The 15,777-nt window shown below is 39.5% G+C and carries 14 protein-coding genes; all 14 read right to left on the bottom strand.

Translation table 11 applies throughout. The annotated features are described in order from the left end of the window. Nucleotides 1-73: 73 nt before the first annotated feature. On the bottom strand, nucleotides 74-1,222 hold the full coding sequence (locus PL_RS20545; protein WP_052496400.1) for a cell division protein FtsQ: 1,149 nt from the start codon (nucleotides 1,220-1,222) through the stop codon (nucleotides 74-76). Further along, nucleotides 1,215-2,570: a UDP-N-acetylmuramate--L-alanine ligase gene (gene murC / locus PL_RS20540; RefSeq protein ID WP_041883321.1), complete on the bottom strand. Its 1,356-nt coding sequence runs from the start codon at nucleotides 2,568-2,570 to the stop codon at nucleotides 1,215-1,217. Before murC ends, PL_RS20545 begins: the two co-directional genes overlap by 8 nt. Further along, entirely contained in the window at nucleotides 2,571-3,683 is a 1,113-nt protein-coding gene (gene murG / locus PL_RS20535) for an undecaprenyldiphospho-muramoylpentapeptide beta-N-acetylglucosaminyltransferase (RefSeq protein ID WP_041883319.1), read from the bottom strand. A 10-nt stretch (nucleotides 3,684-3,693) separates the two neighbouring features. Then, the gene (locus PL_RS20530; protein WP_041883318.1) at nucleotides 3,694-4,902 is read right to left on the bottom strand and encodes an FtsW/RodA/SpoVE family cell cycle protein; all 1,209 of its coding nucleotides are present in this window, start codon (nucleotides 4,900-4,902) and stop codon (nucleotides 3,694-3,696) included. A gap of 1 nt (nucleotide 4,903) precedes the next feature. Next, complete coding sequence (gene murD, locus PL_RS20525; protein WP_041883317.1) at nucleotides 4,904-6,247, bottom strand: UDP-N-acetylmuramoyl-L-alanine--D-glutamate ligase; 1,344 nt, start codon at nucleotides 6,245-6,247, stop codon at nucleotides 4,904-4,906. Further along, nucleotides 6,247-7,494: a phospho-N-acetylmuramoyl-pentapeptide-transferase gene (mraY, locus tag PL_RS20520; RefSeq protein WP_041883316.1), complete on the bottom strand. Its 1,248-nt coding sequence runs from the start codon at nucleotides 7,492-7,494 to the stop codon at nucleotides 6,247-6,249. The genes murD and mraY overlap by 1 nt, the downstream gene beginning before the upstream one ends. Further along, a complete protein-coding gene (locus PL_RS20515; protein WP_041883314.1) occupies nucleotides 7,494-8,951 on the bottom strand; it encodes a UDP-N-acetylmuramoyl-L-alanyl-D-glutamate--2,6-diaminopimelate ligase in 1,458 nt (485 codons plus the stop codon). The genes mraY and PL_RS20515 overlap by 1 nt, the downstream gene beginning before the upstream one ends. Before the next feature lies 1 nt (nucleotide 8,952). Next, nucleotides 8,953-11,052, bottom strand: a complete 2,100-nt coding sequence (locus PL_RS20510) for a penicillin-binding protein (protein WP_041883352.1) — start codon at nucleotides 11,050-11,052, stop codon at nucleotides 8,953-8,955. Then, nucleotides 11,042-11,464, bottom strand: coding sequence for an FtsL-like putative cell division protein (locus tag PL_RS20505; RefSeq protein WP_348620262.1), 423 nt, complete (start codon nucleotides 11,462-11,464; stop codon nucleotides 11,042-11,044). The genes PL_RS20510 and PL_RS20505 overlap by 11 nt, the downstream gene beginning before the upstream one ends. Continuing rightward, nucleotides 11,461-12,366, bottom strand: coding sequence for a 16S rRNA (cytosine(1402)-N(4))-methyltransferase RsmH (gene rsmH, locus PL_RS20500; RefSeq protein WP_041883312.1), 906 nt, complete (start codon nucleotides 12,364-12,366; stop codon nucleotides 11,461-11,463). Before rsmH ends, PL_RS20505 begins: the two co-directional genes overlap by 4 nt. Then, a complete protein-coding gene (mraZ, locus tag PL_RS20495; RefSeq protein ID WP_041883311.1) occupies nucleotides 12,356-12,823 on the bottom strand; it encodes a division/cell wall cluster transcriptional repressor MraZ in 468 nt (155 codons plus the stop codon). The genes rsmH and mraZ overlap by 11 nt, the downstream gene beginning before the upstream one ends. A 189-nt stretch (nucleotides 12,824-13,012) precedes the next feature. Next, entirely contained in the window at nucleotides 13,013-14,206 is a 1,194-nt protein-coding gene (locus PL_RS20490; protein ID WP_041883309.1) for a phosphoglycerate kinase, read from the bottom strand. A gap of 81 nt (nucleotides 14,207-14,287) precedes the next feature. Continuing rightward, nucleotides 14,288-14,725, bottom strand: a complete 438-nt coding sequence (locus PL_RS20485; protein WP_041883308.1) for a GNAT family N-acetyltransferase — start codon at nucleotides 14,723-14,725, stop codon at nucleotides 14,288-14,290. Continuing rightward, nucleotides 14,718-15,710: a type I glyceraldehyde-3-phosphate dehydrogenase gene (gene gap, locus PL_RS20480; protein WP_041883307.1), complete on the bottom strand. Its 993-nt coding sequence runs from the start codon at nucleotides 15,708-15,710 to the stop codon at nucleotides 14,718-14,720. The genes PL_RS20485 and gap overlap by 8 nt, the downstream gene beginning before the upstream one ends. Nucleotides 15,711-15,777: the final 67 nt, after the last annotated feature.

Below are 15,777 nucleotides of genomic sequence, written 5' to 3'. Positions count from 1 at the left end.
ATTTGTCGAATTATCTAATCTTATTTTTCCTGGTATCTTATTTATCATTTGGTGGTTATCTTCCTTCCCGGTATCAGGGAGCCGGAGGTTTAACCGTTTTATGTGTGTCTTTTACTGGTTTTGCCGTAGCTTTTGCAGCTACCGGTTTTACCGGCGCAGCTTTTTGTTGTTTACTTTTATCTGTTACTGGTTTAACTACAGTTTTTACCGCTTTCGGTGTTACTTTTACCGGTTTATGTGCAACCGTGTTCCCCGTTTTGTGCACTGGCTTAACCGAAGCAGGTGTTATTTTTTTAACTGCCGGAACACTTACCTCAGACGTCTCCGGATTATTACGAAGTTCTGCTTCTACTTCAGCCCTCACCAGAGAATCCATGACTTTCTTGGCTGATGCTATAGTTGGTTTTGCAGGTTTAGCTCTGCCGGTTAACCCCAATATGGAATCCATGTTGTTTTTTTCACAAACAATCTGATTGGTGTATTTGATGTTTATGGTTTTATAGGTATCCCAGCCTACCTTTGGCATCGCCTCTTTATAGAAGGTCAGCAGGTTGGTCATTTTCGTTTGAAGAGAATCCGCATTACCTAAAATGATACGCTGATTACCTACCCTTGGTATCAATTCTATATCATCCCTGTCATTAACAAATATTTGCTCAATTTGTGAGTCCCAAAGTGTATCTTTTTTCAAAAACAATGCCGTTTTATATAAATCCGAAGCCATCTTGGTGATCAGTGTATCTACTTTGCCACTAAAGTGCTCCAGAATATGCCCGTTCGCCACTACAACATTTGCTGTAAAGTTCACAGACACAGGCATTTTCAATCCATTCTTATCAATATAAAAATCCTGACCACTGGCGCTGATAATTCTTAATAAAGGTTGTCTCTGACTAATTTCTATATGAATAACTCCATCCATATCCGCATAAACTGTAGACATTGCGATATAAGGATTAGACTTAATTTTTTCTTCAATAGCATGCAGGTTTATCCCCTCCAGTTTACGTCCGATCAGCTGTCCTTCATTCTGTTTCAATATCGCATCAATTTCTTCTCTCTCGATAAAATTATCTGCCCCGGGGATAAGAATTTTAATATTAGTACAAGTAACGGTATTCTTTTTTATCGACACAAAGCTCATTAGAGTAACTATTCCGCCAAGACAAACTATCCAGGCAAAACACTTAAACACAAACTTCCAGTCGATCCTTTTAAGCATTGGTCAAAATATTTTTTAACGGTTGAATCAAAGTATCTATATCACCAGCCCCTACCGTAACCAGTAATTCAGGCTGAGTTTCTTTTACATACGCCAGTACTTCTTCTTTTTGATAAACCTTACTGTTTTTCAGCGTAAGTTTTGCTCTTAAAAATTCGGCATCAATACCTTCCATTGGCAACTCTCTGGCAGGATAAATATCCAGCAGCAGTAATTCATCAGCAGTACTTAAAACCTTTGCAAAATCATCTGCAAAGTCACGTGTACGGCTAAAAAGGTGTGGCTGAAAAACAACCGTCATCTTTTTATCCGGATACAATTGTCTTACGGCATCAAAACAGGCACGCAATTCTTCAGGATGATGCGCATAGTCATCAATATAGATGTGCTTATCCTCACGGACAACATATTCAAAGCGTCTTTTTACCCCTTTGAAACTTGCAATAGCCGCTTTCACTTTTTCAGGATCTATACCCAGTTTCAGTGCAGCCGCCATAGCCACTATAGCATTCTCTATGTTATGTTTTCCAGGCAGCATCAATGGTATATTAGTAATACTTACATCCTGGTCTTTATAATCAAACACAAAATTTCCTTCTTCTACCCTGATATGGAGCGCCTGAACCTCTGCATTTATATCGACCCCATAAGTTATCCCACCATTGAGCGGTAAGCCTTTCTTAAAGAATAAAACGCCACCGGTTTTCAGCTGCTGTGCAAACAAATGAAAGGATTCATGCAATTGTTCTGCATCACCATAAATATCCAGATGATCCGCATCCATTGAAGTAATTACTGCAATGTCCGGATGCAGAGTCAAAAAAGAACGATCATATTCATCCGCTTCCACGACCACTACATGATTGTCACCAAGCAGAAAATTACTTTGATAATTTGTAGCAATCCCGCCTAAAAATGCAGTACATCCATAACCACTATCGGTCAGAATGTGTGCAACAATAGAAGAAGTTGTTGTTTTACCATGTGTGCCGGCAACAGCAATACAAAACTGTCCCTTACTGATTATTCCCAGTACCTGAGATCTTTTCTTTAAGTTGAAGCCATTATCCCTGAAATAATTCAGCAGCACTGCATTTGCCGGAATTGCCGGCGTATAAACAATCAGTAAATCACTTGCCGGTATTTCAAAATCAGCAGGTAATGAACTCGCTTCATCGGTATAAGAAATCAATATCCCTTCCTCTTCGAGTGTCCGGGTCAAAACAGTACTTGTTTTATCATATCCGCCTACCAGGCAGCCACGTTTTTTAAAGTAACGCGCAAGCGCACTCATTCCGATACCACCGGCACCAATAAAATAAACGCGTTTGATCAGATCCAGTTCCATTTATATATCTTTCTTTACTACTAATTTAAATACCTCATCAGCGATCAGCACATCTGCTTCCGGCAATGCCATTTCGCCAATATTCGCAGATAACTCTTCACACTTTGCACTATCTTTTAATAAATCAAGCGCCTGCTTTACCAGTGTATCCTCAGCAGAGCGATCATTAATTAACAAAGCAGCATTTCTTTTCACTAAAGCCATTGCATTCTTAGTCTGATGATCTTCTGCCACATTTGGAGAAGGCACCAGAATTACCGGTTTCTTAATCAGACAGAGTTCAGCAATTGTTCCCGCACCTGCCCTCGAAATAATCACATCAGCAGCTGCGTAAGCCAGATCCATCTGATTTAAAAACTCAAGCACGCGGATGTTTGGATGAAAATCAAGTCCGATACGTCCGGTAATACCTGCATAATAATATTTACCCGTTTGCCAGATCAACTGTACATCCTGGTCTATAAAATCCTGCAAATGCTTTTCTATACTTTTATTTAATGTTGCAGCGCCCAGACTTCCGCCTGTCACTAAAACAGTTTTCTTTAGCGGATCCAGTTTAAGCAGTTCTGCACCATGGAAACGCTTATTATAGATATCTATAACATCTTTACGAACCGGGTTACCAGTTTTCATAACTCTGTCAGCAGGGAAAAACCTGTCCATCCCATCAAACGCGACACAAATTTTAGAAGCCTTTTTCCCCAGTCTTTTGTTGGTCATACCAGCATAGGAATTCTGTTCCTGTATCAGGTATGGGATTTTTTTCCAGGAAGCAGCAAATAATACCGGCCCTGAAGCATAACCACCAACTCCTACTACTACATCAGGTTTGAAAGTTGAAATCAGCTTCAAAGCCTTTTGCATACTGTCTATCAGTTTAAAGGGTAAACTCAGATTTTTAAGTATAGATCCCCTTTGTATTCCACTGATATTTAATCCTACAATTTTGTAACCGGCAGCAGGAACTTTTTCCATTTCCATTCTGCCCAGTGCACCTACAAATAATATTTCACAATCAGGCTCTATGCGTTTTAGCGCATTAGCTATAGCAATGGCCGGAAAGATATGTCCGCCAGTACCGCCTCCTGAAATAATTACTCTTGTTGGTCTCATTTTATATCTGTTATGTCATTGCCGGTAACTCACCAACAATAACTTTATTCATTTTACTTTCTGGTTTAGTGATATCTTCACTAAGCCCTTTTTTGCCATTTTCTTCTACGTCTCTGCTCACACTCAGGATAATTCCAAAAGCGATACTTGTAAAAATCATCGAAGTACCACCCATACTTACCAATGGTAAAGGAACACCGGTTACCGGCCCCAGTCCTACTGCTACAGCCATATTTGCAAAGGCCTGTATGGTCAGACTAAAACTTAAACCTGCAGCGAGCAGTGCACCAAAAGCCTTCGGACTCTGGGTGACTATCCTGACACAGCGGTAGAGCAGCACCAGGTACAGAACGATAATGATCAGTGCCCCAAACAAACCATATTCCTCTACGATAATCGCAAAGATAAAATCCGAATAAGGGTGAGGCAGGAAGTTACGCTGCGTACTATTTCCAGGTCCTTTCCCAAAAACACCACCAGAAGCCAGTGCTATCTTAGACTGATCAGCCTGAAATGTTTTGTCAGAATGCTGCTTCTCAGGATGCATATAAGAATTGATACGGGATTTGTAAGTCTCCCGTCTCGGCCCCAGAAAAAACACAAACATCAGCAGGACAAAACCACCCGCACAAACAATCATAATCTGCTTGATACTGATCCGGCCGATAATCAGCAATAATATACTTACCCCGAACAACATCAGTGCTGTTGACAAATTGGCTAATGCAATCAATACGAAAACCACACAAACAGAGCCCATAATCGGGATAAATGAGGTCTTTACGTCTTTAATATTTTCCTGTTTCTTGGTCAGCATTCTGGCCAGAAACGTAATCAATGCCAGTTTAGCTAAATCTGAAGTCTGAAAGGTCAATCCGATAATAGGTATTTTAACCCATCTGGAAGCATCATTCAGGCTGGCTCCGAAAACCAGGGTATAAAACAATAGCGGAATCGTAATAATCATAAGGATCTTTGAAATTCCCGCATAATATTTATAGTCCACCAAATGCGCAATATAGATCATACCAATCCCCATCACCACAAAAATCAAATGTTTGGTGAGCAGAATTTTCTCTACAGTTTTACCCTGTTTATAAGCAAGTGTTCCAGTTGCACTATAAACCGCAAAAATAGAAATCAGAGACAACAGGATTATGATAAGCCATATCCAGCGGTCCCCTTTGGTTTTCTCTAACAGCGCTTGTACCGTACCCATTTTACAATTCTTTTACAGCCATTTTAAATTGGTTTCCACGATCCTCATAATTCTTAAACAAATCAAAACTAGCGCAGGCAGGTGACAACAATACGGTATTCCCTTTTGTTGCCAGATGATAAGCTACCTGTACAGCTTCATGTGCAGAAAATGTGTTGACAATAACCTCAACATCATCTTCAAAAGCTTCATGAATACGCTTATTATTTTTTCCCAGACAAACAATAGCTTTCACTTTTTGCTTCACCAGGTCTTTTAACATATCATAATCATTTCCTTTATCAACCCCACCCATAATCAGGATCACATCAGTATTTACACTTTCAAGTGCATACCAGGTAGAATTGACATTTGTCGCCTTGGAATCATTGATATAATCCACACCAGAAATCTTAGCGACATGCTCCAACCGGTGTTCAATATTTTTAATATCCCCCATACTCTCTCTGATAGTCGCATTGCGGATGTCCAACACTTTTGCGACTATGCCCGAAGCCATAGAGTTGTAGATATTATGCTTGCCTTGTAAAGCTAACTCTGAAATTGACATGGTTAAATTGTCTTTTGGATTTACATTGATATGAATATTGTTACCTTCCAGATAGGCACCGCCTTCTATCTTTTTACGAATAGAGAATGGGCATTTCTGTGAATTCACCTTGGTACTTTTCAATACCTTAAGGGTTTCATCATCATCGGCACAAAAGATAAAATGATCTTCAGGTCTCTGATTCTGTACTATACGCATTTTGGATGCTGCGTAATTTGTCATTTTGTAATCGTACCTGTCCAGATGGTCAGGCGTAATGTTTAATAGTACAGCGATATCAGCCCTGAATTCATACATATCGTCCAGCATAAAGCTTGATATTTCCAGTACATACCAGTCAAAACTCTCTGTCGCAACCTGTGCAGCGAAACTATGTCCTATATTTCCTGCCAGACCGACGTTCAGGCCAGCTTTTTTAAGGATATGATAAGTCAGCATCGTAGTTGTAGTTTTACCATTAGATCCGGTAATACAAATAGTCTTTGCTGTAGTATATCTTTTGGCAAACTCAATCTCTGAGATAACCGGAATATTTTTCTTTTTCAGTTCTCTGATAATCGCAACTGAATCTGCAATCCCGGGGCTCTTAATAACTTCATTTGCATTAATAATACTCGCTACTGTATGTTGCTTCTCTTCAAATGCAATATTCAGTTCTACCAGCGTTTCTTTATAACGTTCAGCAATTGCTCCAAAATCCGAGACAAAGACATCAAAACCCTGCTTTTGTGCAAGTATTGCTGCCCCTACGCCGCTTTCTCCAGCTCCAAGTATGACGATTCTCTGCTTTTCCATTATCTCAGTTTTAAAGTGATTATGGTGATAATAGCCAACAATATTCCTACAATCCAGAAGCGGGTCACAATTTTCGCTTCATGGTAGCCTTTTTTCTGATAATGATGATGCAATGGCGACATCAGGAATATCCTTTTGCCTTCACCAAAGCGCTTTTTAGTGTATTTAAAATAAGATACCTGCAGCATCACTGAAGTCACCTCAATCAGGAATACACCACATAAAATCGGGATCAGCAATTCTTTTCTGATCATAATAGCCAGTGCAGCGATTATACCGCCGATGGCCAGACTTCCGGTATCTCCCATAAAAACCTGTGCAGGATAAGAGTTATACCATAAAAATCCGACACACGCACCTACAAAGGCACCGGCAAAAATCATGAGCTCACCAGAATTGGGGATATACAGGATATTCAGATAATCTGCGATAACCGTATTACCCGATACATAGGCCAGTAAACCCAGGGTAATCCCTATAATAGCGGATGTACCCGTTGCCAGGCCGTCTATTCCATCGGTCAAATTCGCTCCGTTCGAAACTGCCGTAATAATAATTACCACAAAAAGGATGAACACGAAAACCGCATATTTTTCATATCCAGGGCCTAAAAACTTCAGTACCTTGGCATAATCAAATTCATTATTTTTATAAAAAGGAATATTGGTAATTGTAGACTTTACATCCTGCGTATAATAAAACTTCTCTCCTTTTTGTCTCAGTACCATAGGCGCCGTGTTTTTGCTTACCCCTGTTTCATCAACAGTCTGCCTAACCACAATATTTGGATTGAAGTACATTGTCCAGCCTATGATCAATGCCAGACCAACCTGTCCTACAATTTTAAATCTGCCTGCAAGCCCTTCTTTATTCTTTTTAAATACCTTGATATAATCATCTACAAAACCAACCGCACCCATCCAGATCGTGGTTACAATCATCAGTAATACATATACATTGGTCAGGTTAGCCAGTAATAAAGTTGGAATCAGAATCCCCATCAGAATCATAATACCGCCCATAGTTGGAGTACCCTGTTTCTGCATTTGTCCTTCCAGCCCCAGATTTCTTACCGTTTCACCAACCTGCATTTTGTGCAGATAATTGATAATCCTTCTTCCATATACTGTTGTAATAATCAATGAAATGATAATCGCCAGCGAGGTACGGAACGTAATGTACTGGAACAACCTTAAACCAGGAAATTCGTAATGTGCATTTAAATATTCAAACAGATAGTATAACATTAGCTGATTAAGTTTAATTGTTCCATCAACACTTCTTTATCATCAAAATGATATCTTACTCCATTAATTTCCTGATACTTTTCATGTCCTTTACCAGCAATAAGGATAATATCCCCTGGTTTAGCTAAATGACAGGCAGTTTTAATCGCTTCCCGGCGGTCAGCAATAGTTAAAGTTTTTCTTTTATTGGTTGGTGATACACCGGCTTCCATTTCAGCCAGAATCTGATGCGGATCTTCCGTTCTTGGATTATCAGATGTCAGGATTACTTTATCACTCCAGTCACAGGCTACCTGAGCCATTACCGGGCGTTTGGTTTTATCTCTGTCCCCACCACAACCAATTACAGTGATTACCTGTTCAGTGCCTTTTCTGATATCATGGATTGTACTTAATACATTCTGAACTGCATCAGGGGTATGCGCATAATCCACCAGACCGATAATCTGTGCAGTGTTTGGTACTTCTTCAAAACGGCCTTCAGCTCCTGTAAGATTACTCAGCAATGTTAATACACTTAATTTATCCTGTCCAAGTAACATAGCCGTACCGTATACAGCTGCCAGGTTATAGGCATTAAATGACCCTACCAGTTTAAAAAACACATCGGTATGGTCAATTTCAAGATTTAAACCACTGAATCTGTTCTCAATTATACTTACCTTATAATCAGCCAGCTGTTTTAAGGCATAACTCTTTTTCACTGCCTTAGTATTCTGAAGCATAACCATACCATTTTTATCATCGGCATTGGTTAAAGCAAAAGCATTTTTTGGAAGCATGTCAAAAAAGGATTTCTTAGCTCTGATATAATTATCAAAGGTTTTATGAAAATCCAGATGATCATGTGTAATATTTGAAAAAACACCACCAGCAAAAGTAACCCCCTCAATTCTGTGCTGAACCATAGCATGAGAACTTACTTCCATAAAGCAGTAAGTACAGCCCAGCTCAACCATCTGTTTTAAAAGCTGATTAAGCGCTAATGGATTTGGTGTAGTATGTGTAGCAGGAATGATCTGATCATTGACCTGATTCTGTACCGTAGAAATCAATCCGGTATGAAAACCAAGACTTCTGAATAATTTAAATAAAATAGTTGCAATGGTAGTTTTGCCATTTGTACCTGTGATACCAACCAGTTTCAATGCAGAAGAAGGATTTCCGTAAAAATTGGAAGCCATAATTCCAAGTGCCACTGAAGAATTTTCCACAATGATATAAGTAACCGCAGGATTTACCTCTGCCGGAATCTCTTCACAAATAATGACCGTTGCCCCTGCAGCAATAGTCTGGCCGATAAATTTATGTCCGTCCGACAAAGTTCCTTTTATGGCAAAAAACACAGCATTCTGCTGTACCTCACGTGAGTCAAACGTAAGCACATTAATCACCCTGTTGGTTTTTCCAACCAGGTTTTTAATTGCTACTCCATATAAAACATCCTGCAACTGCATCTTAATTCAATTCTAATTGTACCAATAATCCCCTTCCAATCTTCATCCCTGCGGGAACAGACTGGCTTATTACTTTCCCACTTCCTTTGATCTGTGTTTTCAGACCTGCATTTCCTAAAAGGTAAAGTGCATCTTTCAGCCCCATTCCACTTACATTAGGCATCATGCCTTTTACTGAATTATATTCTTCGTAAACAATCCCGTTGCTGGTATCCACACTATTGAAATAGTCAGATTTAGCTGCATAAAGGGCTTTAATTCCCAGGGCATTATAAACGCTTTTTACTGCTTTACTCTGTCCGGCTTTCGCTTCCGGACTTTTAGTGTTCCCAACCAGATGGTCAGTCATATCATTATACATCTGCATATCGCTTGCATAAATACGATCTGCAATTTCTTTAAATACCGGCCCTGCTACCGTTCCGCCATAATATCCGTTCTTAGCTCCATTAACCGAAACCATAATCGAATACTTAGGCTTGTCAGCCGGAAAGTATCCACAAAAAGAAGACTGATAACTCCTCTTAGCCTTATATCCGTTTCTTCCATCAGCTACCTGTGCAGTACCAGTTTTACCCGCTACCCTGTAAAATGGAGATCCCATGAGTTTACCAGTACCTTCTGTCACTACCCCCTCAAGCATTGCATGAAGTTTTTTTAAGGTACTTTCAGAACAAACCTGCTCGCTAATCACTCTTGCATGAAACTGTTCAATCGGATTTCCCAATCTTCTGATTTCTTTCACAAAAATTGGCGCTATATATTTTCCATTATTTGCAATGGCATTATAAAACGTCAAAATTTGCAGCGGGGTAATCTGCATTTCATAACCATAAGCCATTTGCGGCAAGGTTAAACCACTCCATGATTTATAGGATGGGTTCTTAATAACCGGTTTTGTCTCACCAGGAATTTGCAATCCCAGCCGCTCATTCATATGTATCCGATATAAATGATCTGTAAATTGTGAGGGATTATCTTTATAAGCCCCATAAACAAACTTGGCGACCGCTGTATTGGCAGAAACCTCAAATGCTTTTTTTGCGGTTACCACTCCCACACCGCCGTGAGAATCTTTTATCGTATGGTTAAAAATCCTGAACGTACCGTTTCCTGTATCTACAGTGGTATTGGTGTCTATTTTTTTGTCCTCCAGTAAAGCCATGTAAGAAGCCAGCTTAAACGTAGAACCAGGGTCCTGACTTCCGCCTATTGCGTAATTGAACATTTCTTTATAAACACCATCACTTTCTTTGGTGAAGTTTGCCACTGCTCTTACCTCTCCGGTTTCAACTTCCATTAAAATCACGGTACCATAATCCGCATTACTTTTAATCAGCTGTTTCTCCAATGCACTTTGTGCAAGATCCTGCATATTGATATCGATGGTAGAAATAATATCTGATCCTTCTTTAGGCGCAATTTCAGCTTCATCATTTACCGGCATCCAGACACCACCGGCAATTCTTTGTACTAATCTTTTACCACTCTCCCCATTGATATAATTCCCGTAGGCACCTTCCAGCCCTACACCGTTTGATACATTTTCATTTTTATACCCGATAGTCCTTGCTGCCAGAGACTTGAAAGGTAAAATCCTTTTATTTTGCTGAATAGCCATCAGACCACCACTATATTTTCCAATATTATATAATGGAAAAGTCCGGATAGTCTTTAAATCCTGGTAATTCACTTTACGTTTAATCAATAAATACCTCACACTGTCTGCCCTGGCAGTACGCAGAATACGCGAATATTCTTTTGGGGTTTTATCCGCAAAAAACTGAGAAAGTTTCATAGCCAGAGAATCCACTTTGGCATAAAAAATCTTACTGTCACTTATACCTCCGGCATATAAGTCCATCCGAAGTTCATACTCCGGTACAGAGGTAGCTAACAGGCTTCCATCATTAGAATAAATATTACCACGTGCAGCATCCACATTGATATACTTTGTAGAAAGACTATCGGCCATGGCACGCCATTTATGTCCCTCTACAAATTGTACATCACATAACCTGACTATTACTGCCACGGCAAGCAGTACAATCAGTCCGAAGGACAAATAAACACGTAATAGTATGTTAGCTCTAATGTTCATCATTACTTATGATAATTTTTTTAGGAGGCTCTGTCAGCTCCTTAATGCCTAACGTATCTACTTTCTTAGCTACTTCTGTCAATTTACTTTTGAACATCAGATCAGCTTTCAGTGACTTATATTCCCAGCTCAGTTCTTTTACTTCCTTATTTAACTTATCTATATCCCTGATATTTTTAACCGCCATATGGCTGTTTGCGATATAAAGCATCGTAAGCAGCGATAAAAAGATCAGAAAAGGCAACATAGCGGTAGCGGCTTCTTTACTTACCACCCCGTCTACAAAAAGCTTTTTAAAGAAAAGATTAGCACTTTCAGTCTCCTTTTCTTTCTTAGGCTTTTTCAAGCGGATTACTGGTTCTTCCAGTAATTCTTCTTCTTCCTCTTCTTCTCCTCTGAACTGGTTGTTCATATCTTTTCTCCAATTCTCAATTTTGCACTTCTGGATCTGCTGTTTCTTTCCAGCTCGTCCTCTTCAGCAATCACAGCTTTACGTGTAATTGCTTTATATGGTTTTTCTTCATTGCCAAAAAAGTCCTTATCAGCTTCTCCTCTGATTTTACCTTTAGCAATAAAATTCTTTACTGGTCTGTCTTCCAGTGAATGATATGACATCACGACCAGCCTGCCGCCCGGACTTAAGACCTCAGCAGTCTGTAATAAAAAGCTCTCCAGCACTTCGATCTCCGCATTAACCTCGATCCGCAAAGCCTGGAACACCTGTGCCATATATTTATTTTCTTTGCCTTTAGGGATATGAGCCCCTGCTGCAGTTTTAAAATCAGCCAATGTTACAATAGGTTGTCCTGCACGAAACGTTACGACCGCTCTGGCCAGTGATTTCGCATTTTTAACCTCCCCATAGATTCCAAATATTTTATGGAGCTTATCTTCCGTATAGGTATTTAAAACATCGGCAGCGGTAAGCTTACCCTGTTTGTCCATCCGCATATCCAGAGAAGACTCAAATCTTGTAGAGAAACCTCTTTCCGGCTCATTAAACTGATGTGAAGAAACCCCAAGATCAGCCAGAATACCATCTACCTGTTTGTATCCCAGTAAACGAAGATTATTTTTCAGGAAAGCAAAATTCTGATCAACAAATAAAAAACGAGGATCATCAATCTTATTTCTCTGTGCGTCCGGATCCTGATCAAAAGCGATGAGTACACCATCTTTCCCCAGTTTAGACAAAATTTCTCTGGAATGACCACCTCCGCCAAAAGTAACATCTACATACACACCGTTAGGTTTAATATTCAAACCATCAATACATTCTTTCAAAAGTACCGGTACATGATAATTATTTTCCATCTTCCCCCCTGTTTTTATTTCCCATCACTTCTTCTGCCAGATTTGCAAAATCTTCCGGCTCACTATCCAGTAAATTGTCATATGCAGTTTTAGACCAGAGCTCTATTTTATCAAACTGACAAGACAGAATTACTTCTCCATCTATACCTGCAAATTCCAATAATGACTTCGGAAGATTGACTCTACCCGAGGCATCCAGCGTCAATTCTGTCGCGCCACGAGTAAAAAACCGGATAAATTCTCTTGTTTTTTTCTCGTACTGGTTCAGTTTACTCAACTCTTCCACTATCCCTTCCCATACTTTTTTTGGGTAGATGACCAGGTGCTTCTCAAAACCTCTGTTTATCACAAGTCCCTCTTGCTCAACGTTTGGCAATTGTTTTTTCAGATTCGACGGGACCATCATGCGGCCTTTCGTATCCAATTTACAATCAAATTCTCCAAGTAGTTGAACCATTTTAGTATCTACACATTTTATGTAGTGTAAAAATAGACACTTCTACCACTTTTTACCACAATCTACCACAAAAAAGTTTTCAACATAAATTATCCTCCACATTCTACCACCATATATGCAAAAAGGCCGCTTTAAAAAGCGGCCTTTAAAAAAGACAATTATTCTGTGGAAATTTTGTTGGTTTCGGGCTTATCCGTTAATTGCCTTTACGCCAGGGAGTTCTTTGCCTTCCATATATTCCAGTAAAGCACCACCACCGGTTGAGACATAACTCACTTCATCTTCCAGATTAAACTTGGCAATTGCTGCTGCAGAATCACCACCACCAATCAGTGAAAATGCACCATTTTCTTTTGTCGCAGCTACTACCGCATTAGCGACAGCACGTGTACCCTGCTCAAAATTTGCCATTTCAAAAACTCCCATCGGGCCATTCCATAATAAGGTTTTTGATTTTTTAATGATTTCAGAGAAAAGCTCAACTGACTTAGGACCAATATCCAGTCCCATCCAGTCTGCCGGGATATGACCAGCATCCACATTTTTCTTTGCTGCGTTATTATCAAATTTATCTGCGATAACCGTATCTACCGGTAAAATTATATTTACTCCTTTTGATTTTGCTTTTTCCAGCAATTGCAGACAAAGTTCCATACGATCAGCTTCCAGCAGAGAAGTGCCTATTTCGCCACCCTGTGCTTTGCTGAATGTATAAGCCATACCACCACCAATAATCAGATTATCAACTTTTTCCAGTAAGCTTTCAATTAACAGGATTTTATCCGAAACTTTTGCACCACCCATAATAGCAGTGAAAGGTTTTTCAGCATGATGATTTATTTTCTCTGCATTTTTCAGTTCTTCAGCCATCAGGTATCCGAAGTATTTTTCTGTCGGGAAAAACTCAGCAATGATTGAGGTAGAAGCATGAGCACGGTGAGCTGTACCGAAAGCATCATTGACATATACATCTCCTAATTTAGCCAGTTTACCTGCGAAATCTTTATCTCCTTTTTCTTCCTCTTTGTAGAAACGAAGATTTTCCAGTAGCAATACCTGTCCCGGAACAAGATTTTTTGCTTTATCAACTGCCGAAGCACCGATACAATCATCAGCAAATTTCACTTCAAGATCAAGCATTCTTGATAAATCACCTAAAATGTGTTTCAGCGAGAATTGATTATCAGGACCTCCTTTTGGACGGCCCAGGTGTGACATTAAAATCACAGATCCACCGTCATTCAAGATTTTAGTGATCGTTGGTAATGCGGCACGCATTCTTTTATCATCTGTGATATTAAAATCTTTATCCAGAGGGACGTTAAAATCAACTCTTACTAAAGCTTTCTTATCCTTGAAATCACATTGGTCAATTGTTTTCATCTTGTATCTAATTTTTAGGTGTTAAATGGAGTTATTATCCTGATTGATAAAGGATAAATAACCAATTTCATGTTAAATAATTTATTTTTCGGCTATTTGGTTCAACATATCATAATGCGGGCCGATTCCCGGGATTTCAAACTCCTCAGAAATGACTTCAAAACCCAGTTTACTATAGAAACCTACGGCTGCAGTTCTTGCATTACACCAAATATAAGAAGCATGAACCGATCTAAGCTCATCCATTGCAAAATTAATCAGTTCTGCACCAAAACCTTTACCTGTATAAGCCGGATCAGTTGCCATAGCACGTAATCTGAAGCCTCCCGTACCTCTGTTCTTATAATCTTCCGGAATAAATGTCCCGATAGAAACCAGCTTATCAGCTTCAAAACAACCCAGGTGAAATCCACCTTCAATACTATCTGTAGGTAACTCACACTCTTCCAGCGGTCTGTTCTTCCATAAGACTGTGCTTCTTAAAAATCTCGTTTCTTCTTTAGCTATCCGTTTAATCATAACGCTGAGAGAGTTTAAGTACCAGATCCACTAATCTTGCCGAGTAACCGGATTCATTATCATACCAGCCTACAACCTTAACCAGGTCACCAACTATAGAGGTTAATTGTGCATCAAAAATACAAGAGTGAGAATTATCTAATATATCGACAGAAACGATAGGGTCCTCTGTATATTCCAGCACTGCTTTCATTTCATTGTCTGCGGCAGATTTAAAGGCCTGATTAATCTCTTCTATAGTTGCTTTTGATTTAAGGATACAGGTAAAATCCGTCAATGAGCCATTTAATACCGGCACACGAATTCCTGCTCCGCCTAATTTGCCCTCCAGATGCGGAAAAATATTAGTAATTGCTTTTGCCGCGCCTGTGCTTGTAGGAATAATAGATGCTGAAGCTGCTCTGGCTCTTCTCAAATCCTTATGCGGTGCATCATGAAGATTCTGGTCGCCGGTCATGGAGTGTACGGTTGTAATATAGCCGTCCAGAATCCCCCATTTATCATCAAGGATCTTGACCATTGGCGCTACGTTATTTGTCGTACAGGAAGCGTTAGAAATAATATCCGCACTTAAATCAATTGTCGAATCATTTACGCCCAGTAAAAACATAGGAATATCCTTATCTGCGGGAGCCGAAATCAATACCTGTTTAGCCCCTGACTGCAAATGTTTGCCTGCACCAGCTCTGGTGGTAAATTTCCCTGTAGATTCCAGTACGACATCTATCTCCAGCGTTTTCCAGGGTAAGTTCTCAGGTTGTGCTTCTCTGAAAACCCGAATTCTTTTTCCATTAATAATCAGTGCCTCATCATCAAATGTTACCTCACCTTTAAAACCACGGTGAACGGTATCATATTTAAAAAGATGTGCTAATGTTTTTGGGTCACCCAAATCATTGATAGCCAATACATTGATATTTTTATCCAAAGCCGCACGTAAAAATATACGGCCTATTCTACCAAAACCATTAATTGCTAATTTCATTTCATCTATTAATTTATTGTCTGTTTTTAGCAGGAACCTTTGGTCATCAACGCTTATAAAAACAAAA

The organism is Pedobacter lusitanus (assembly GCF_040026395.1).
In the GTDB taxonomy this organism is placed as follows: Bacteria; Bacteroidota; Bacteroidia; order Sphingobacteriales; family Sphingobacteriaceae; genus Pedobacter; species Pedobacter lusitanus.
The sequence above is the reverse complement of the archived record's forward strand: the minus strand, read 5'-3'. Positions and strand labels throughout refer to the sequence as shown.

Bases quoted from the DNA above. Each gene is read 5' to 3' on its own strand.
- PL_RS20545 (WP_052496400.1), bottom strand. From the start codon at position 1,222: ATGCTTAAAAGGATCGACTGGAAGTTTGTGTTTAAGTGTTTTGCCTGG.
- murC (WP_041883321.1), bottom strand. From the start codon at position 2,570: ATGGAACTGGATCTGATCAAACGCGTTTATTTTATTGGTGCCGGTGGT.
- murG (WP_041883319.1), bottom strand. From the start codon at position 3,683: ATGAGACCAACAAGAGTAATTATTTCAGGAGGCGGTACTGGCGGACAT.
- PL_RS20530 (WP_041883318.1), bottom strand. From the start codon at position 4,902: ATGGGTACGGTACAAGCGCTGTTAGAGAAAACCAAAGGGGACCGCTGG.
- murD (WP_041883317.1), bottom strand. From the start codon at position 6,247: ATGGAAAAGCAGAGAATCGTCATACTTGGAGCTGGAGAAAGCGGCGTA.
- mraY (WP_041883316.1), bottom strand. From the start codon at position 7,494: ATGTTATACTATCTGTTTGAATATTTAAATGCACATTACGAATTTCCT.
- PL_RS20515 (WP_041883314.1), bottom strand. From the start codon at position 8,951: ATGCAGTTGCAGGATGTTTTATATGGAGTAGCAATTAAAAACCTGGTT.
- PL_RS20510 (WP_041883352.1), bottom strand. From the start codon at position 11,052: ATGAACATTAGAGCTAACATACTATTACGTGTTTATTTGTCCTTCGGA.
- PL_RS20505 (WP_348620262.1), bottom strand. From the start codon at position 11,464: ATGAACAACCAGTTCAGAGGAGAAGAAGAGGAAGAAGAAGAATTACTG.
- rsmH (WP_041883312.1), bottom strand. From the start codon at position 12,366: ATGGAAAATAATTATCATGTACCGGTACTTTTGAAAGAATGTATTGAT.
- mraZ (WP_041883311.1), bottom strand. From the start codon at position 12,823: ATGGTTCAACTACTTGGAGAATTTGATTGTAAATTGGATACGAAAGGC.
- PL_RS20490 (WP_041883309.1), bottom strand. From the start codon at position 14,206: ATGAAAACAATTGACCAATGTGATTTCAAGGATAAGAAAGCTTTAGTA.
- PL_RS20485 (WP_041883308.1), bottom strand. From the start codon at position 14,725: ATGATTAAACGGATAGCTAAAGAAGAAACGAGATTTTTAAGAAGCACA.
- gap (WP_041883307.1), bottom strand. From the start codon at position 15,710: ATGAAATTAGCAATTAATGGTTTTGGTAGAATAGGCCGTATATTTTTA.